Raw genomic sequence first — 18,757 nt, 5'->3', positions numbered from 1 at the left:
AACCGAGCTGTAAATGCATGACATGAAGAAGAACGCCCCACCGACCTGCTGGAGAGCGGTGTGGCTGGCGGTGATGGCGATCGGTGCCCCGGTGGCAGCGTTCGCACAAGCACCTGCCGCTGTCTCCACGCCGGCCGCGACCTCGGCCACCCCACCGGCCGCGCCCGCGGCCACCGAACCGACCCGCAAGGTCGACATCGCCGAATACATCGTGCGCGGCAACACCGTGCTCGACGCCCGCGCCATCGAGAAGGCGGTCACGCCCTTTCTCGGCCCCGAGCGCACGCTCAAGGACGTGGAGGGCGCGCGCGACGCGCTGCTCGCGGCCTACCAGGCGGCGGGCTACCAGTCGGTGTACGTCGACCTGCCCGAGCAACAGGTCACGCAGGGCGTGGTGTTCCTGCAGGTCAACGAGACCCGCGTGGGCCGCGTGCGCGTGGTGGGCGCCGAGTACAACTCGCCGCTCGACGTGCGCGACCAGGTGCCGGCGCTGAAGGAGGGCGGCGTGCCCGACTTCAACAAGGCCCAGGCCGAACTTACCGCGCTCAACCGCAGCCCCAAGCGCCAGGTGATGCCGCTGGTGCGACCGGGTGCGATGCCGGGCACGATGGACGTCGACCTGAAGGTCGAGGACCAGAGCCCGTGGCGTGCCAGCGTCGGCCTGAACAACGACTACAGCGCCGACACGCGCAAGCTGCGCGCCAGCGCCTCGCTGGGCCACGACAACCTCTGGCAGATGGGCCACAGCGCCTCCATCAGCTTCTTCGGCGCGCCGCAGGACCTGAACCAGACGCAGGTGTTCTCGGCCTCGTACAACGCGCCGCTCAAGGGCACGAACTGGAGCCTCGAAGCCAACGCCTTCGTGTCCGACAGCAACGTGGCCACCGTGGGCGGCACCACCGTGCTGGGCAAGGGCCACTCGATCGGCCTGAAGGCCACCTACACCGTGCCCAACACCGGCAACTGGTGGCATGCCTTCAGCGTGGGCGTCGACTTCAAGAACAACAAGGAAGCGCTGACGCTCAAGGGCAGCGGCGACACCGTGCCGCTCAAGTACGCGCCGATCACGCTGTCGTACTCGGGCTTCCGCCAGACCGACAAGAGCCAGTACGGCGTGGGCGTGTCGCTGGTGGCGGGCACCAGCAGCTCGTTCAAGTACGGCAGCGACTGGGCGGCCTTCGACTACAAGCGCTACAAGGCCTCGCCCAGCTTCATGGTGCTGAAGACCGACCTCAACGGCGCGCACAGCTTCGAGGGCGGCACGCAGGTGGCCTTCCGCGTCAACGCGCAGATGACCGATTCGCCGCTCGTCTCGAGCGAGCAGATCGCCGCGGGCGGCATGAACTCGGTGCGCGGCTACCTCTCGGCCGAGGCCACCGGCGACTACGGCGTGGTCGGCTCGGTCGAGCTGCGCAGCAAGCCGCTCGCCTTCCTGGGCAGCACCGTCGAGAACTGGCGCGTGTACGCCTTCGCCGACGCCGCGCGGCTGCGCCTGAAGAGCCCGCTGCCCGAGCAGGCCGACCGCTTCTCGCTGTATTCGGTGGGCGTGGGCACGACCTTCAAGGTGGGCACGTATTTCTCGGGCCGCGTCGACATCGGCTATCCGCTGGTCGACGGGCCGCGCACCAAGAAGCACGACACGCAGGTGAATTTCAGCATCACCGCGAGCTACTGACCGAACGAACGACCGACGGCAACAGCCATTCCTCTTTTCGATTTTTTTTCTCATTCCACGAGCTTTCCGGAGAACCCTGTCATGCGACGACTTCTTTTCATCGCGCTCACGCTGCTGAGCACGCTCCTGCCGGGCCTGGCCCATGCCTGGTGGCAGGCCGAATGGGCCTACCGCAAACCCGTCACCATCGACGGCGGCCCGCAGGCCGGCGCCATCGGCAGCGATGCCGGCCGCGTGCCGGTGCTGGTGCGCCTGCACACGGGCAACTTCAAGTTCGAAGGCGTGAGCGAGACCGGCGCCGACCTGCGCTTTGTGGCGGGCGACGACAAGACCGTGCTCAACCACCAGATCGAACAGTTCGATCCGCTGCTGGGCATCGCGCTGATCTGGGTCGACGTGCCCAACGTCTCGGCCGGCACGCCGCAAAAGCTGTGGATGTACTACGGCAACCCCAAGGCCCCGGCCTCGGGCAACGGCCAGCGCAGCTTCGACCCCGACTACACGCTGGTCTACCACTTCGCCGAAGGCGCGGTGCCGCCGCGCGACACCACCGCCTACGGCAACAACGGCCAGACCGCGGCGGTGCCCGTCGAAGGCACGGTCATCGGCAAGGGCGCGCAGCTCGGCAACGGTGCGCTGATGCTGCCCGCCACGCCCTCGCTGGCCGTGACGGCCGGCGGCACGCTGACCTTCTCGGCCTGGATCAAGCCCGATTCGCTCGGCGCGCGCCAGGCGATCTATGCGCGCCGCGACGGCGCCGGCGAGCTCGTGGTCGGCATCGACCAGGGCGTGCCCTTCGTGCAGGTGAACGGCCAGCGCAGCACGCCCGGCCAACCGGTGCAGGCCGGCCAGTGGTCGCACCTGGCGGTGAAGGCCGAGGGCGACAGCGTCGCGCTGTATGTGGGCGGCCGTCCCGCCGTGTCGCTGGCCGCGAAGCTGCCCGCGCTGAACACCGCCGCCGCGCTCGGCGCGGATGCACCGGTTGCCGCACCCGCTGCACCGGGCGCTGCACCCGTGGCCGGCTTTGCGCCGTTCACCGGCGCGATCGACGAAGTGCGCCTGTCGAAGGTCGCACGCCCTGACGCGCTGTTGCTGGCCGATGCCGTGTCGCAAGGCGCCGAATCGCGCCTGGCCGCGTTCGGCCCCGACGAGCAGCAGGCCGGCAAGAGCCACTTCGGCTTCATCCTGGCCGCGATGCCGCTGGACGCGTGGATCGTGGTCGGCCTGCTGGGCCTGATGATGGCGCTGTCGTGGGCCATCATGATCGGCAAGGGCCGCAACTTCGGCGCCACCTCGCGCGCCAACGCCACCTTCATCGAGCACTTCCGCGAGGCCGCCGGTGCGCCGCTGGACCGCCTGGCCACCAACAACACCGTGCCGCAAGAGGTGCGTGCCGATTCCTCGCTGTGGCGCCTGTACGAAGTGGCCATCGAGGAGATGCGCCGCCGCCATGACCGCGGCTACGACCTGAACGCCGTGTCGGCCTCCACCATCGGCGCCATCCGCGCCGCGATGGACGGCGTGATGGTGCGCGAGACCGAGCGCATGTCCAAGCGCATGAACTGGCTGTCGACCACCATCGAAGGCGCGCCGTACGTGGGCCTCTTTGGCACCGTGATCGGCATCATGCTGGTGTTCGTGGTGGCGGCCATGGCCGGCGCCGTGGACATCAACTCGGTGGCGCCCGGCATGGCCGCCGCGCTGCTGTGTACCGCCGCCGGCCTGGGCGTCGCGATCCCCGCGCTCTTTGGCTACAACTGGCTGGCCTCGCGCTCGGACGCCATCGGCGCCGACATGGCCGTGTTCGTCGACGAGTTCGTCACGCGCCTGGCCGAAGAGCAGGGCGAGGGCCGCTCGCTGCCGGTGGCCGTGCAGGCGCGCCGCGCCTGAGGACCGCGCACCATGGCAAACACAGCCGCGAAGTTCGCCGTGCGCAAGCGCACGGGCGGCATCAACATCACGCCCTTCGTCGACGTGCTGCTGGTGGTGCTGGTGATCTTCATCCTCACCAGCAACGCCAGCATCCCGGGCATCAAGGTCGACCTGCCCAAGGCCAGCGCCTCGGTGGCGCTGGAGAAGCCCAAGACCAAGGCCATCACGATCGACAACGCGGGCAACGTGTTCCTGGACGCCTACCCGGTCACGCTGCCCGAGCTCGAGGAGCGCCTGCGCACCGAGAAGGCGCTGTCGCCCGACTTTCCCGTGATCGTGCGCGGCGATGCCAGCGTGCAGTACGCGAAGGTGGTCGACGTGCTCGACCTGCTGCGCCGCATCGAGCTGAACCAGATCGGCCTCGTGACCGGCAAGCAGAAGTGAGGACCGGAGCGTGAACCCTCGCGACCCGATTTCTTCTGCCTCGCCCGCGCCTCGTACGAGTGGCACGGGTGGAACGGCCGCGCTGTGGCGCCGCTGGGGCGGGGTGGTCATCGGCCTGGCGATCGTCGTGGCGCTGGCGCTGCTCGTGTGGCGGCTCTTGTCCGACACCGCGAGCCAGAAGCGCGTGGTGGCCGACGCGCCCACGCTGATGCTGCCGCCGCCCCCGCCACCGCCGCCCGAACCCGAGAAGCTGCCCGAGCCCGAGCCGGAAAAGATCAAGCCCGAAGTGGTCGAGCCCGAGCCCAAGCCGGTCGAGCCGCTGGAAGCGCCGAAGGACGACGCGCCGCCCAGCCCCTCGAAAGACCTGGGCGACCCGGTGACCATGGACAGCGCCGGCCAGGCCGGCAACGACGCCTTCGGCATCCAGGCCGGCAGCGGCGGCGGCATGAGCGGCACCGGCGCCGGCGGCGGCCTGGGCAGCGGCTCGTATGCGCGCTACGTGTCGAGCATGTTGCAGCAGGCGCTGTCGCGCGATCCGCGCACGCGCCAGCTGGTGTTCGACGACATCCAGATCGACCTGTGGCTCGGCGCCGACGGCAAGACCACGCGCGCCCAGCTGGTGCGCGGCACCGGCACCGAGGACATCGACGAGGCCGTGCTGGCGCTGGTGCGCGGGCTCGATCGCGTCGACGAACGTCCGCCGGCCTCGATGCGCTTTCCGATGCGCGTGTCGATGAAAGGCCGCCGGCCATGACTTTCCATTCCTGTACGGCCGACGCCCGGCCCGACTCCTTTCCTCCAGTGAACGAAGCGATGAACACCCTGCACAACACCCTCCCGCGCCGGGGCGCGATGCCGGCCCTGCGCCAGTGCGCGCTCGCGGCGGCCGTGGCCTCCGCCTTCGTGCTGTCGGCCGGCACCGCCATGGCCCAGACCGCCGCCGCGCCCGCGGGCGAATCCGCCATGGTCAAGCTGATTCGTGGCCTCATTCAAAGCGGCACGCTCGCCAAGGACGTGGGCGAAGCGCTGCTGGCCCAGGCCCAGACCGAAGCCATCGCCGCGCAGCAGGCACAGCGCCAGGCGGCCGTGTCGGCCACCGCCGCGTCGGCCACCGTCGCGGGCGGCATGCGCCTCGAAGCCGGCGACGTGCGCGTGCCCTACATCTCGCAGACCGTGCGCGACCAGATCCGCGACGAGGTCAAGGCGCAGGTCATGGCCCAGGCCAAGGACGAAGGCTGGGCCGCGCCCAACGAGACGCCCGAGTGGAGCAAACGCATCCGCTTCGAAGGCGACGTGCGCGTGCGCAACGAGTCGCGCAGCTACGCCGGCAACAACAGCGACATCGAGATCAACTGGCCCTCGCTCAACCAGGGCAGCGGCTACGACGTCAACCCGAACACCAACCTGTCGCTGCCGTCGATCCTGAACACGCGCCAGGACCGCCGCAACCTGTTCCGCGCCCGCGCACGCGTGGGCCTGCTGGCCGACCTGTCGGAGAACACCAAGGCCGGCGTGCGCCTGGCCTCGGGCAGCGATGACAGCCCCGTCTCGACCACCACCACGCTGGGCGGCGGCCTGGGCAAGAAGAGCGTGTGGCTCGACCAGATGTGGATCTCGCACAAGCCGACCGACTGGCTCACCGTGACCGGCGGTCGCTTCGGCAACCCCTTCATGTCGACCGACCTGCTGTACTCCAGCGACCTGAACTTCGACGGCATTGCCGCGCAGTTCGACAAGAAGCTGGCTGCGAACCGCGACCTCTCTCTCTTCGGCACGCTGGGCCTCATCCCGCTCGAATACTCGGCGGACGGTTCGCCCACGCGCAGCCAGCGCAAGATGAAGAGCGAGAACAAGTGGCTGCTCGGCGCGCAGGTGGGCGCCGACTGGAAGATCAACGAAGACAACCGCGTGCGCGGCGCGCTGGCGTACTACAACTTCCGCAACGTCAGCGGCAAGGTCTCCGAGCCTTGTGCGCTGTATGCGGGCGCCGACGGCTGCAGCACCGACTGGTCGCGTCCGGCCTTCATGCAGAAGGGCAACACGCTCATGCTGCTGCGCGACATCTCGCTCGACCCGCTCAACCCGGCCGGCACGCCGCAGCCGCAGTACGTGGGCCTGGCCTCGAAGTTCCGCCTGATCGACCTGAACCTGCGCTGGGACACCCAGGTGGCCGGCAACAACCTGCGCCTGGACGCCAACTTCGTGCGCAACACCGCCTACGACGCCAACGACATCTGGAACCGCGCGGGCATCCGCGGCGCCATCGTCAACAACTTCGGTCCCACCGGCGGCACCAGCAAGTCCGACTTCAAGAGCGGCGGCAACGCCTACATGCTGCAGGCCACCTACGGCAAGCCGGCACCGGCCGCGCGCGGCGACTGGAACGTGCTCGCGGGCTACAAGCGCATCGAGCCCGACGCCATGCCCGACGGCTACAACGATTCGAGCTTCCACGGCGGCGGCACCAACGCGCGCGGCTACTTCCTGGGCGGCTCGTACGCGATCGACAAGAACATGTGGTTCACCGGCCGCTGGATCTCGACCAAGGAGGTCTACGGCCCGCCGCTGTCGATCGACACCCTGCAGCTCGAATTCAATGCGCGTTTCTAAGAAGGAGTCCGCCGTGTCCCGAACGATCTTCCCGGCGCTGGCCCTGGCCGCGCTGGCCGCCACGGCCGGCGTCGCGCAGGCCCAGCAGCCGCAGGGCCAGAGCATGGAGGAGCGGCTGCGCGCGCAGCTGCGCACCACCACCACCCAGCTGCAGCAGGCGCAGAACGAGCTGGCCGCGCTCAAGGCCGGCCAGCCCGCGGGCAAGGCGCCCGCGGCACCCGGCGCGCCGCCGCCCGCGTCCGAGCTCGAAACGCTGAAGAAGGAACTGGCCGCCAGCCAGGCCCAGCTTGCGTCCGAGCGCCACGCACGCGGCCAGGCCAGCGCCGGCAACGCGCAGCTGCGCGAGCAGGCCCAGGCCGCCAGCGAGAAGGCGGGTGCGCAGATCGCGCAGTTCCGCGGCGCCTACGACGAGCTGCTGAAGATGGCGCGCGCCTCCGAGGCCGAGCGCCAGCGCCTGGCCGGCGAGGCCGCGCTGCAGCGCACCGCGCTCACGCAGTGCGAGGCGAAGAACACGCAGCTGTATGCCGTCGGGCAGGAAGTGCTGCGCGCCTACGAAACCATGGACGTGGGCAGCGTGCTCGCCTCGCGCCAGCCCTTCGCGGCGCAAAGCCGCGTCAAGTACGAACAGATCGCGCAGCAGTACGGTGACAAGCTCTACGAGAGCCGCTTCGACGTGCGCGCCGTGAGCGCGCCGGCGCCTGCGGCTGCTGCATCCGCCACGGAAGGAAAGCCCCAATGAACCCCGCACAAGCCACCCCCGCAGCCGGGCTCGGCCGCCGCCTGCGCGCGGCAGCCGGCGTGCTGCTCGTCTCGTCGGTCGGCGTCGCCGCCGCGCAGCAACCCGCCGCGCCCGGCCCCGCCGTGGTCGCGCGCATCGGCGAAGTGACCATCGGCCAGGACGAGATCGAGAAGCTGCTGCAGACCCTGCCCGAGACCGAACGCGCCGCCGTCAAGGCCGACCGCGCGAGCCTCGACGGCTGGCTGCGCCAGCGCCTCGTGAGCGAAGCGCTGCTGCGCGACGCCCGCGCCAAGGGCTGGGCCGACCGGCCCGACGTGAAGGCCAAGATCGACGCCGCCACGCGCGAGATCACCGCGCGCATCGTCGCCACCAGCTACCTCGAATCCGTGAGCCAGGTGCCCGCGGGCTTTCCGTCGGACGCCGAGGTGAAGACTGCCTACGACCAGGGCAAGACCGGCTTCAACCTGCCGGCCGCCTACCGCGTGGCGCAGATCTACCTGGCCACGCCCGAGCGCGACCCGGCCGCCATCGCCAAGGTGCGCGACGAAGCGAATCGCCTCGCCAAGCAGGCCCGCACCGGCGACTTTGCCGCCGTGGCGCGCGCCAGCTCGCAGGACCGCCGCACCGCCGAACGCGGCGGCGAGGTCGACACGCTGCCACTCGCGCGCATCCTGCCCGAGCTGCGCGACACCGTGGCCAGGCTCAAGCAGGGCCAGGTCAGCGAACCGGTGCAGGCCGAGGCCGGCTTTCACATCGTCAAGCTGCTCGACACCCAGCCCGCGCGCACCGCCACCCTCGAGGAAATGAAGCCGCAACTGCAGGCCGCGCTGCGCCAGCAGCGGCAGCAGCAGCTGGTGCAGGCCTACATGGCCCAGCTGGCGCCGCCGGCGCAACTGAGCATCGACAGCGCCGCGCTCGACGCCGCGCTCAAGAAAACCAACTGAACCCGTTTCCCCCCTTTCCTGAAAGAAGAACCACACCATGAACACCACCGCCACGACCCCGGACACCGACGACCAGGCCGCCACGCCGGTGCCTTTCGACATGCTCGACGCCGTCACGCCCGACCAGGTGTCGGACGCCATCAAGGCCGCCGGCGGCGCCGTCACCGCCATCGAACAGGATGGCGTGGTGCGCCTGCACAGCGCCAGCCACGGCATCGGCTTCCAGGTGCTGTGGGGCAACGCCGTCACCACCACCCAGTACACCGACTTCACCCTGAGCTGCCCACTGCGCGTGCAGGGCGGCACGCTGCCCGAGGCCGTGCTCGCCGCCTGGCACCGCAGCAAGCGCTTTGCGCGCGTGGCGCAGCACGGCGACTTCGTCGTGCTCGAGATGGACGTGGTCGTGGCCGGCGGCGTCAGCCCCGCCTACCTGGCCTTTGCCGTGCGGCTGTGGATGCAGATGATGGGCGAGTTCTTCCTGCACCTGCGCAACTACGGCCCCGCCGCCGAGACGCGCGGCGATGCGGCGAATGCCGACGCCGCTGCAGCCACCGCCGCCGTCCAGGGTGTGCCCGCCGCCGCGTGATGCCACTGCCCATGCGCGCCGCATCCGGCCTGTCCGTGGACGACCACCACCATCCCTCGCACGACTCGCCCACGGGCCGCGCCATCCAGGCCGCGGCGCGCCAGGCCCAACGCGCGCGCCGCGCCGAAACCGTGCGGCTGCGCCAGCGCGCCGCGCTGCTCGAGCTGCTGGTGCAGACCATGGCGGAGTTGCACATCTCGATGGCCGAGCTCAATGCGGCGCGCAAGGCGCTGGCGCCGGCTTGGCGGCAGGTGGGGGATGGGGGCGCTTCGCTCGATCGCGATCTGGAGCGTTGACGCAAGGCGGTGAGGCGGCGCAGGGTAGGGCAGAATCGCGCGCCCCACGCTCCCGAAAGGCCGCACCCGTGACGACGCCCGCCCGCTCTGCCCAGATCGCACAGACCACGCCCACGGGCGCCGCCATCGCAGAGAAGGTGGCGCAGGCCTACGACTTCGGCGAGGTCCGGTCGTGCGAGCTGCTGCGGCGCAGCTTCAACCATGTCTACGGCCTGCAGTTTGCCGACGGCCGCCACGCCGTCGCGCGCCTGAGCGCCGACCGCCCGCGCGGCGCGCCCAACATCGGCTACGAAACGGCGCTGCTCGTGCATCTGAAGGCCAGGGGCGTGCCGGTGGCCGGTGCGCTGGCGGCACGCGATGGCGCACATGCTGTCGCGATGGACTTGCCCGAGGGCGAGCGTCCGCTGATCCTGTTCGAGCACCTCGACGGCGACGTGCCCGGCGACGTGCTGTCCGACGTCGAAGCCACCGGCCGCGGTCTGGCGCTGTTGCACGACGCCGCGCAGGACTACCACGGCCCCGCCAGCCGCTACACACTGGAACTGCCCGACCTGCTGCACGCGTCGCTGGAGCGCCTGCACGCCGCGCCCACCATGACCGACGCGCTGCGCCCGGAGTTCGGCGCCATCGCGCGCGCGCTCGAAGCCCGCATCACCGCGATGCCGGCCCTGACGCGCGTTCACGGGCATGGCGATTGCCACGGCATGAACAACTTCGTGACGGAGGGACTTGACGGCGTGCGCGTCGCCTCGTTCTTCGACTTCGACGATGCAGGCCCCGGCTGGCTGGCCTACGACCTGTGCGTGTACCTGTGGGCGATGCACCCGCGCACCGTGGGCGGATCACTCGACGCGACGTCGCTGGCGCGTTGGCGCAGCTACCTGGCGGGCTATCGCAGCGCGCGTCCGTTGCCTTCGGCGGACGTCGACGCCATCGCCGCCTTCATGGCCGTGCGGCAGTTCTGGCTCATGGGCGAACACGCGGGCCGCATCGCGGTGTGGGGCACGCAGTCGATGCCGACGAGCTGGCTGCGCACGCAGGTGAAGATGTTGACGGCGTGGGCGGAGTTGCAGACGCCGGAGTGAGGGTTCGGCTCAGGCTTGCGCCACCCAGCCCCTGAAGGCCATGCCTGCATAGAACAGGCGGACGTTGATGAAACCCGTCTCTTCAAGCAATGCCTCTTCCTGCGCCGGGCTGAGCAGCGTCAGCGTGGAACCGATCGCGGAGGCCGCCTTGCGCGCGTTGTCCGGATCGACGCCGGAAGCCGCCGCGAAGGCGACGTAGCGTGAGAGCCACAGCTCTCGCTCCCCATCTGCCTGGGGAAAGCTGAGATGCGCCATGACGAACGGCGCACCGGGCTTCAGGCGACGACGAATTTCCATCAGCGTCGACTTGCGTTCATCGAGCGTCAGGAAGTGCATCGTCAGCAGACAGGTCGCCGCATCGAACGGACCTTCGGGTGCGGTGTCGGTGTAGCCGTGGTGCAGCGCGACCCGCTCGGCGAGCGGACCCAGCGTTGCCGCGGCGAGGTCGAGCATGGGCTGCGACGGATCGACACCGACGAAATGCCATCGGGGATGCGCCTGCGCGAGCACCTTCAACTCCATGCCACCGCCGGCGCCGATGACCAGCACGTTGGCCGCATCGGGCGCGCGCTCGGCGACGAGCAGGGCTGCCATCGTCTGCAGGTCATGCAGGCCTGGCACCAGGCGGGCGGTCTTTTCGGCGTAGTTGTTGGTGGTGGACGACGTGCTGAAGGCGGCGGTGGGCTGGGACATTTCCACAGTCTATGTGGGCGTCGCGTGCTTCGCAGGCGCAGGGCTGTGGGAGAGCTCAACCGGCCTGCGACTGCCTCAGGCCAACGTCGATACGCGCTCAGCGAGAGACACCCTCGCAAGCCGCCACGTCATCCCGATCCCCACAACCGTCGCGATCAACCCCACCAGGAACACACTGTCGTGACCGTAGTGGTCGGCAATCAGCCCCGCCATCGGGCCTGTGACGCCGTACGCCAGATCCTGGAACGCCGCGAAGCCGCCGATGGCTGTTCCGCGCAGGTGGGCGGGCACGCGCTTGACGGCCTCCAGTCCCATGGCGGGGAAGACCATCGAGCACCCCATGCCGGTGAGCAGTGCGCCCACCATCGCCACGGCGGGATGGGGCGCGAGCCACAGCAGCGCTTGACCCACGGCCTCGATCGCCAGGGAGACGAGCGCCACTTTGATTCCTCCGATGCGGTCGGGCAAGCGACCTGCCAGCAGGCGCACCAGGACGAAGCCCAGGCCGAAGCATGTCAGTCCGTAGCCGGCACCCTGCCAGCCATGGGCCAGGAAGTACAAGGGAAAGAACGCGCCCAAGGCGGCAAAGCCAACGCCTTGCAGGCCCACGACCGCGCCTTGCTTCCAGATGAGTCCCAAGACATCCGAGAACGGTGCTCGGCGCCCCTGTGCCGACATGGCGGGCGCGATGGACCACAGCATCGCGCCGCTGACCAGCGGCAAGGCGATGCTGCCCGCCATCAGGCCGGCGAAACCGAGCCGCTCCAGCAGCCAGAGGCCCAGCGGGCCGCCCACCGCGAAAGCGCCGTACATGCCGGTGCCGACGAGCGCCATGACCTGCCCGGACCGCGCGGGGCCCATGGCCGCCATCGCCCAGCCCAGCATGCCGACGAGCGCGAAGCTTTCGCCGAGGCCCAGCACGAGACGCCCCACCAGAAGAACCAGGTACGCGCCGACGCCATGGCCCAGCACGGGCAGCGAGGAGGCCCAGCACAGGAGCGATGCCGCCGCATAGAGGACAAGGCCCCGGAACATGGCGACCTTGCCGCCGCGTTCGTCAGCCAGCCGACCCGCCCAGCCGCGACTGAGGATGGTGGACAAAAAGGCAATGCCGACGCCCAGGCCGGACGCGACATTGCCCAGGCCCAGCGTCTGCGACACATGGAGCGTCACGGCCGGCATCGACATCGCGACAGACAGGTAAGCGAGAAAAAGCGCGAGGGTCATCCAGACCAACGTGCGCAGGGAAGAAGAATTTGTTTGGACGTTCGTCATCGAGCGCCGCTCCTTGAGTTTTCAAAGGCAGCACCAGCCGGTCGAATGGGCGGGACGATGAGCACCGAAGCGACCCACGCGCACCGCCAGTCGGCATGCGGGTGCCACTGGTGATGCGTTGGTTGACGTAAACGCTTACGGCGGGATGGAGCTCTGAACAGGTCAGAGTCGATTTTTGCAGCGGCGATTCTAGCAACGTGATCGAGAACGGATCGCTCGCGCGCAGACTTCGGCCCGGTCTTCACGAGCCTGCCGCTCGCCGGCGCTTCCTGTCCGGCTACAGTCGGATGGCTCCATGTCCCTGACCCTATGAACAGCATCACTCCCTGCGATTCCGCCCGAACGGCGCGGCGCTTCGCTGCATTCCCTCTCTTGTCGACGCCCACCCTGACGATGGAGCGCACATAGCCATGCACGAAATCATCTGCCCCCATTGCAGCAAGGCATTCAAGATCGACGAAGCCGGTTACGCGGACATCCTGAAGCAGGTGCGCGACGGCGATTTCGAGAAGCAGTTGCACGAGCGGCTGGAACTGGCCGAGCGCGACAAGCGCGCTGCCGTCGAACTCGCCCAGACCCGGGCCGCTGGCGAACTGCAGAAGGCCGCCGCCGCCAAGGACGGCGAGATCCAGGAACTCAAGGCGAAGCTCGAAGCCGGCGATGTCGCGCGCAAGCTCGCCGTGAGCGAGGCCCTGGGCGCCGTGGAACGGGAGCGCGACGCGCTCGCCAACGAGCTTGAAAAGGCCAAGCAGGACAAGCTGGCCGCCACCGCGCTCGCCGAGGCGCGGCACGTGGGCGAGCTGCAGAAGAGCGCCGCCGCGAAGGACGTGGAAATCCAGGAACTGAAGGCCCGGCTCGACGCCATCGAGGTGGCGAAGAAGCTCGCGATCAGCGAGGCCGTCAGCGTCGTCGAGAAGGAGCGGGATCAGTGGAAGAGCGGCCTCGAGCGGGCGGAGCTCGAGAAGCAGCTCGCCGAGAAATCGCTCAAGGACAAGTACGAGACGCAGATCAAGGACCGCGACGACGCGATCGAGCGGCTGCGCGACATGAAGGCGCGCCTGTCGACCAAGATGGTGGGCGAAACCCTGGAGCAGCACTGCGAGACCGAATTCAACCGCATCCGGTCGATGGCGTTTCCCCGCGCCTACTTCGAGAAGGACAACGACGCGCGCACGGGCAGCAAGGGCGACTACATCTTCCGCGACGCGGACGAGGCCGGCACCGAGATCGTCTCGATCATGTTCGAGATGAAGAACGAGAACGACCGCACGGCCACGAAGAACAGGAACGAAGACTTCCTGAAGGAACTCGACAAGGACCGCACCGAGAAGGGCTGCGAGTACGCGGTGCTGGTGTCGCTGCTCGAGCCCGACAACGAGCTCTACAACACCGGGATCGTCGATGTGTTCCATCGCTACCCGAAGATGTATGTCGTGCGGCCGCAGTTCTTCCTGCCCATCATCACGCTGCTGCGCAATGCGGCGATGAATTCGCTCAAGTACAAGTCGGAGCTGGCGCTGGTCAAGGCGCAGAACATCGACATCACGAAGTTCGAGACCGAGCTGGAGACCTTCAAGGCCGCCTTCGGCAGGAACTACGACCTGGCCCACGGCCACTTCCAGAAGGCGATCGCGGAGATCGACAAGTCGATCGATCACCTGCAGAAGACGAAGGAAGCGCTGCTCGGCACCGACCGCAACCTGCGCCTTGCGAACGACAAGGCACAGGACGTGACGATCAAGAAGCTGACGCGCGGCAACCCGACGATGGCGGCCAAGTTCGCCGAACTGAAGAAGCTCGGGTCTTCCGAGACGGAATGACGCTGCCGCAGGCGCTGCCCAGGAAACACATGAACCACATCACCATCGACTACCGCCAGGACGTGCCCCTAGACCCGGTCGACGTCGCCCGCGTCTTCGACCGTTCCGGCATCAAGCGCCCCACGAACGATCTCGCCCGCATTGCACGGATGTTCGCCGCGCCCAGCCTTTTGCTGTCGGCCTGGGTCGACAACGAACTGGTGGGGCTGTCGCGGTCGCTGACCGACCATGCGTACTGCTGCTACCTGTCGGACCTGGCGGTGGACAAGAAGTACCAGGGCCATGGCATCGGCCGGGAGCTCGTGCAGCGCACGCAGGCGATCATCGGCGACGAGGTGTCGCTGATCTTGCTGTCTGCACCTGACGCGATGTCTTACTACCCGACGCTCGGCTTCGAACTGGCGCAGAACGCATACGTCATCCGGCGCAAACGCTAGAAGCCGCTACGGCGACCGCCGTGACCCCGCCAGCCCGGCCTTCGCATCCAGCAGGTGTCCGAGCGGCAGCGCCGTCTCCGACTTGATCTCGCGCAGCACGATGCTCGAGCGCACGTGCGTCACGCCGGGCAGGCTGAACAGCACCTCGTGCAGGAAGCGCTCGTAGTGCTTCATGTCGGGCACGGTCACGTTGAGGATGTAGTCCGCGGGCCCGGTGGCCGACACGCAGCGGATGATCTGCGGGCTCGCGGCCACGGCTTCTTCGAAGCGCTGCACCATCGCCTCGCTGTGGCGGTCGAGGTTCACCTCGGCCACGGCCGACACGTGCAGGCCCACGTGCTCGGGGTCGACGAGCGCGGTGTAGCCGCGGATGACGCCGGCCGCCTCCATGTCCTTGATGCGCTTCCAGCAGGGCGTGGGCGACAGGCCCACGGCCTCGGAAATCTGCTGCACGGTCTGCCGCCCGTCATGCTGCAGTGCAGAAAGAATCTTGAGGCAATGCTCGTCAAGAGAAACAGAACCGACGTTCATCGTGGTTTTCGAGTGAATTCTTCTTCAAACAAGGGTCTGCGCCAGTGTATTGAAGAAACACTTACTTGGGGGGGCGCAGAACAATTTCGGGCATGAACGCCCCACTTGAAGCGACCGCACTCCGACGGCCCGACTACCAACTTTCCGACAACCTCTGGGCCGATGCCGGCTCGGTCTTCCTCACCGGCACGCAGGCGCTGATCCGCATCCTGGCGATGCAGAAACAGCGCGATGCGGCACGCGGCCTGCACACGCAGGGCTTCGTGAGCGGCTACCGCGGCTCGCCGCTGGGCATGGTCGACCAGGCCATCTGGAAGGCCGGCGAGCGCTTCAAGAAGACAGGCATCCGCTTCGTGCCCGCCGTGAACGAGGAGCTGGCCGCCACGCAGGTGCTGGGCACGCAGCGTGTCGAATCCGACCCCGAGCGCACCGTCGATGGCGTGTACGCCATGTGGTACGGCAAGGGCCCGGGCGTGGACCGCGCAGGCGACGCGCTCAAGCACGGCAATGCGTATGGCTCGTCGCCGCACGGCGGCGTGCTGGTGGTAGCGGGCGACGACCACGGCTGCGTGTCGTCGTCGATGCCGCACCAGAGCGACCACGCCTTCATGGCCTGGCGCATGCCCGTGATGCAGCCCGCGAGCGTGGCCGAGTACCTGGAGTTCGGCCTGTACGGCTACGAGCTGTCGCGCTACTCGGGCGCGTGGGTCGGCATGGCGGCACTGTCCGAAATCGTGGAGAGCGCGGGCACGGTGGACCTCGATGCGGTGAATGCGCGCGTCGCCGCCTGGGAAGACGCCGACGCCGTGCGCGCCGCCACCGGCCACGCCGCGCCGCCCGACGGCCTGCACTACCGCTGGCCCGACCTGCCGTCGCTGCGCATCGAGTCGCGGCTGGAAGACAAGCTCGCGGCCGTGGCCGCCTTCACCCGGCGCAACAGCATCGACCGCCATGTCATCGTGAGCCCGCATGCCAAGGTGGGCATCGTCACCTGCGGCAAGGCGCACCACGACCTGATGGAGGTGCTGCGCCGGCTCGAACTCTCGCCCGATCAGCTCGCGCGCGCCGGTGTGCGGCTGTACAAGGTGGGCCTGAGCTTTCCGGTCGAGCAGACGCGCCTCAAGGAATTCGCGCGCGGGCTTGGCGAGATCCTCATCGTGGAAGAGAAGGGCGCGGTGGTCGAGACGCAGCTGCGCGACATCTTCTACAACGCGCCGCCCGAGGCGCGCCCCGTGCTCGTGGGCAAGCACGACCACGCGGGCCAGCCGCTGGTGTCGGCGCTCGGCGAGCTGCGGCCGTCGCGCCTCATCGAGCTGGTCGCACACTGGCTGGCCGCGCACTTTCCGGAGAACCACGACCTGGGTGATCACCTGCAGCATGTGCGCGACTTCACGCCGCCCGAGCTGCTGGCCAACGCGAGCGATGCGGTCAAGCGCCTGCCGTACTTCTGCGCCGGCTGCCCGCACAACACCAGCACCAAGGTGCCTGAAGGCTCGACGGCGCGCGCGGGTATCGGCTGCCACTTCATGGCCAACTGGATGGACCGCAGCACGGCGGGCCTGATCCAGATGGGCGGCGAGGGCGTCGACTGGATCTCGCACGCGATGTTCACGAAGACGCCGCACGTGTTCCAGAACCTGGGCGACGGCACCTACTACCACTCGGGCTACCTCGCGATCCGCCAGGCCGTGGCGGCCAAGGCCACGCTCACCTACAAGATCCTGTTCAACGACGCGGTCGCGATGACCGGCGGGCAGCCGGTCGACGGTGTCATCAGCGTGGACGCCATTGCGCGGCAGGTGGAGTCGGAAGGCGTCACCAAGGTGGTGGTCGTGAGCGATGCCATCCATCACTACGACGCCATCAAGAACAAGTTTCCGGCGGGCACCGAGTTCCACGACCGCGCCGCGCTCGACGAGGTGCAGCGCCGCCTGCGCGAGATGCCCGGCGTGACCGTGCTCATCTACGAGCAGACCTGCGCCGCCGAGAAGCGGCGCCGCCGCAAGAAGGGCGAGCTGGCCGATCCGCCCAAGCGCCTCTTCATCAACGAGGCCGTGTGCGAAGGCTGCGGCGACTGCACCGTGCAGAGCAACTGCGTGGCCGTGCTCCCGCACGAAACGCCGATGGGCCGCAAGCGCAAGATCGACCAGACCAGCTGCAACAAGGACTATTCCTGCGCCAAGGGCTTCTGCCCCAGCTTCGTGGGCGTCACGGGCGGCAAGTTGCGCCGCAAGAGCGGGGCGCTCGCGGCCGGGCGCGATGCCTTCCTGCACCGCGTGGGCGCGCTCGCGCATCCCGCGCCGCATGCGTGGACCGGCCCGTACGACCTGCTCGTGACCGGCGTGGGCGGCACCGGCGTGGTGACGGTGGGCGCGGTCATCGCGATGGCCGCGCACCTCGAAGCCAAGTCGGCCAGCGTGCTCGACTTCATGGGCTTTGCGCAGAAGGGCGGCTCGGTGCTGAGCTTCGTGCGGCTGGCCGACACGCCCGAACGCCTGAACCAGGTGCGCATCGACACGCAGCAGGCCGACGCCATCCTCGCGTGCGACGTGGTGGTGGGCGCCTCGGCCGACGCGCTGCAGACCGTGCGGCATGGGCGCACGCGCGTGCTTGCCAACATCCACGAGATCCCGGTGGCCGAGTCGCTGCGCAACCCCGATGCCGACCTGCATGTCGACCTGCTGCTGGAGAAGATGCGCTTCGTCGCGGGCGAAGAGCAGGTCGAGACCTTCGATGCGCAGAGCCTGGCCGAGGAGTTTCTGGGCGACACGCTGGCCGCGAACATCGTCGCGACCGGCTATGCGTGGCAGCGCGGCCTCGTGCCGCTGAGCCTTGAGGCGCTCATGCACGCGATCGAACTCAACGGCGTGGCCGTGGCGGCGAACCAGTCGGCGTTCTCGCTGGGGCGGCTCGCGGCGGGCGACCCTGCGGCGCTTGACCAGTTGCGTGCGGCACCGGTCGAGGCGGCGGCGCACCAGGTCGACGACCGCCCGCTGGAAACGCTGCTGGCCGATGCGCGTCGCCATCTCACCGGCTACCAGAGCGCCGCGTGGGCTGCGCGCTTCGAGCAGCGCATCCGCGCACTGCAGGCGGTCGAGTCCGCGTTGCCGGGCGGCGACGCGAGCCTGCCTTTCACGCGCAACGCGGCGCGCAGCCTCTTGAAGCTCATGAGCTACAAGGACGAGTACGAGGTCGCGCGCCTGTACACCGACGGCGCGTTCCTGCAGAAGCTGAAGGACCAGTTCGAAGGCGATCTGAAGCTCGAGTTCCACATGGCCCCGCCACTGCTCTCGCGCCCAGCGCACGGGCAGGCACCCGCCAAGGTGCGCCTCGGTGGATGGATGCTGCCGGCCATGAAGTGGCTGGCCCACGGCAAGCGCCTGCGCGGCACGCCCTTCGACCTGTTCGGCCACACGGCGGAGCGCCGCACCGAGCGCGCGTTGATCGAGCACTTCGACCGCCTGCTGCAGGAGATGGCCACCGCGCTGACCCCCGACAACCAGCCGACCGCCGCACGCATCGCGGCGCTGCCGCTGTCGGTGCGCGGCTTCGGCCATGTGAAGCTGGCGAACCTGGACGCGGCGCGCCTGCGCGAGGCCGAGCTGCTGCACCGCTTTGCGCCGTCGCGCTACGCGAAGCCGGTGGACGCACCCAGCGCCGGGCAGATTCGGGGTATCGCCATCGTGGCAAGCGCGCGGTAGTGGGCGCGGGCGGCGAGCGTGAGTTGCTCGGCTACGATCCTTGCCGAAA

The 18,757-nt window shown here is 68.9% G+C and carries 16 protein-coding genes; 13 read left to right on the top strand and 3 right to left on the bottom strand.

Annotated features, from left to right (window positions below):
• Positions 1-22 precede the first annotated feature (22 nt).
• The 10 genes from AC07OX_RS04265 (at position 23) to AC07OX_RS04220 (ending at position 10,251) form a co-directional block, all read left to right on the top strand.
• The gene (locus AC07OX_RS04265; RefSeq protein ID WP_495259977.1) at positions 23-1,675 is read left to right on the top strand and encodes a ShlB/FhaC/HecB family hemolysin secretion/activation protein; all 1,653 of its coding nucleotides are present in this window, start codon (positions 23-25) and stop codon (positions 1,673-1,675) included.
• Between the two features lie 81 nt (positions 1,676-1,756).
• Positions 1,757-3,565 carry a DUF2341 domain-containing protein gene (locus tag AC07OX_RS04260; protein WP_495259976.1) on the top strand — a complete coding sequence of 603 codons (1,809 nt, stop codon included), beginning with the start codon at positions 1,757-1,759 and terminating at the stop codon, positions 3,563-3,565.
• Between the two features lie 12 nt (positions 3,566-3,577).
• On the top strand, positions 3,578-3,991 hold the full coding sequence (locus tag AC07OX_RS04255) for an ExbD/TolR family protein (protein WP_062474100.1): 414 nt from the start codon (positions 3,578-3,580) through the stop codon (positions 3,989-3,991).
• A gap of 10 nt (positions 3,992-4,001) precedes the next feature.
• Positions 4,002-4,745 (top strand): energy transducer TonB, encoded by a 744-nt coding sequence (locus tag AC07OX_RS04250; RefSeq protein WP_447745381.1) that lies wholly within the window; start codon positions 4,002-4,004, stop codon positions 4,743-4,745.
• A 59-nt stretch (positions 4,746-4,804) separates the two neighbouring features.
• Entirely contained in the window at positions 4,805-6,601 is a 1,797-nt protein-coding gene (locus AC07OX_RS04245) for a putative porin (RefSeq protein WP_495259975.1), read from the top strand.
• A 13-nt stretch (positions 6,602-6,614) separates the two neighbouring features.
• Positions 6,615-7,340, top strand: a complete 726-nt coding sequence (locus AC07OX_RS04240; RefSeq protein WP_253252343.1) for a hypothetical protein — start codon at positions 6,615-6,617, stop codon at positions 7,338-7,340.
• Entirely contained in the window at positions 7,337-8,284 is a 948-nt protein-coding gene (locus tag AC07OX_RS04235) for a peptidylprolyl isomerase (protein WP_495259974.1), read from the top strand. The genes AC07OX_RS04240 and AC07OX_RS04235 overlap by 4 nt, the downstream gene beginning before the upstream one ends.
• Positions 8,285-8,321: 37 nt before the next feature.
• A complete protein-coding gene (locus tag AC07OX_RS04230; RefSeq protein WP_495259973.1) occupies positions 8,322-8,870 on the top strand; it encodes a YbjN domain-containing protein in 549 nt (182 codons plus the stop codon).
• 11 nt (positions 8,871-8,881) lie between these two features.
• Complete coding sequence (locus tag AC07OX_RS04225) at positions 8,882-9,166, top strand: hypothetical protein (RefSeq protein WP_070061194.1); 285 nt, start codon at positions 8,882-8,884, stop codon at positions 9,164-9,166.
• A gap of 68 nt (positions 9,167-9,234) precedes the next feature.
• Positions 9,235-10,251, top strand: a complete 1,017-nt coding sequence (locus AC07OX_RS04220; protein ID WP_495259972.1) for a phosphotransferase enzyme family protein — start codon at positions 9,235-9,237, stop codon at positions 10,249-10,251.
• A 9-nt stretch (positions 10,252-10,260) separates the two neighbouring features.
• On the opposite strand, the gene AC07OX_RS04215 is transcribed toward AC07OX_RS04220, so the two are convergent.
• Both AC07OX_RS04215 and AC07OX_RS04210 read right to left on the bottom strand, forming a co-directional pair.
• Positions 10,261-10,944: a class I SAM-dependent methyltransferase gene (locus AC07OX_RS04215; protein WP_495259971.1), complete on the bottom strand. Its 684-nt coding sequence runs from the start codon at positions 10,942-10,944 to the stop codon at positions 10,261-10,263.
• 75 nt (positions 10,945-11,019) lie between these two features.
• Positions 11,020-12,219, bottom strand: a complete 1,200-nt coding sequence (locus AC07OX_RS04210) for an MFS transporter (protein WP_495259970.1) — start codon at positions 12,217-12,219, stop codon at positions 11,020-11,022.
• 410 nt (positions 12,220-12,629) lie between these two features.
• On the opposite strand from AC07OX_RS04210, the gene AC07OX_RS04205 reads away from it, so the two are divergent.
• Positions 12,630-14,039, top strand: a complete 1,410-nt coding sequence (locus tag AC07OX_RS04205) for a DUF2130 domain-containing protein (protein ID WP_095745864.1) — start codon at positions 12,630-12,632, stop codon at positions 14,037-14,039.
• Between the two features lie 29 nt (positions 14,040-14,068).
• Entirely contained in the window at positions 14,069-14,476 is a 408-nt protein-coding gene (locus tag AC07OX_RS04200) for a GNAT family N-acetyltransferase (RefSeq protein ID WP_492727554.1), read from the top strand.
• Between the two features lie 6 nt (positions 14,477-14,482).
• Here AC07OX_RS04200 and AC07OX_RS04195 read toward each other — a convergent pair whose 3' ends face one another.
• Positions 14,483-15,007 carry an Lrp/AsnC family transcriptional regulator gene (locus tag AC07OX_RS04195; protein WP_062474115.1) on the bottom strand — a complete coding sequence of 175 codons (525 nt, stop codon included), beginning with the start codon at positions 15,005-15,007 and terminating at the stop codon, positions 14,483-14,485.
• Between the two features lie 92 nt (positions 15,008-15,099).
• Here AC07OX_RS04195 and AC07OX_RS04190 point away from each other — a divergent pair, with 92 nt between their 5' ends.
• Positions 15,100-18,708, top strand: coding sequence for an indolepyruvate ferredoxin oxidoreductase family protein (locus tag AC07OX_RS04190; protein WP_495259969.1), 3,609 nt, complete (start codon positions 15,100-15,102; stop codon positions 18,706-18,708).
• The last annotated feature ends 49 nt before the right edge of the window (positions 18,709-18,757 follow it).

Source organism: Variovorax sp. GW821-FHT09D07, assembly GCF_059416345.1.
The sequence above is the reverse complement of the archived record's forward strand: the minus strand, read 5'-3'. Positions and strand labels throughout refer to the sequence as shown.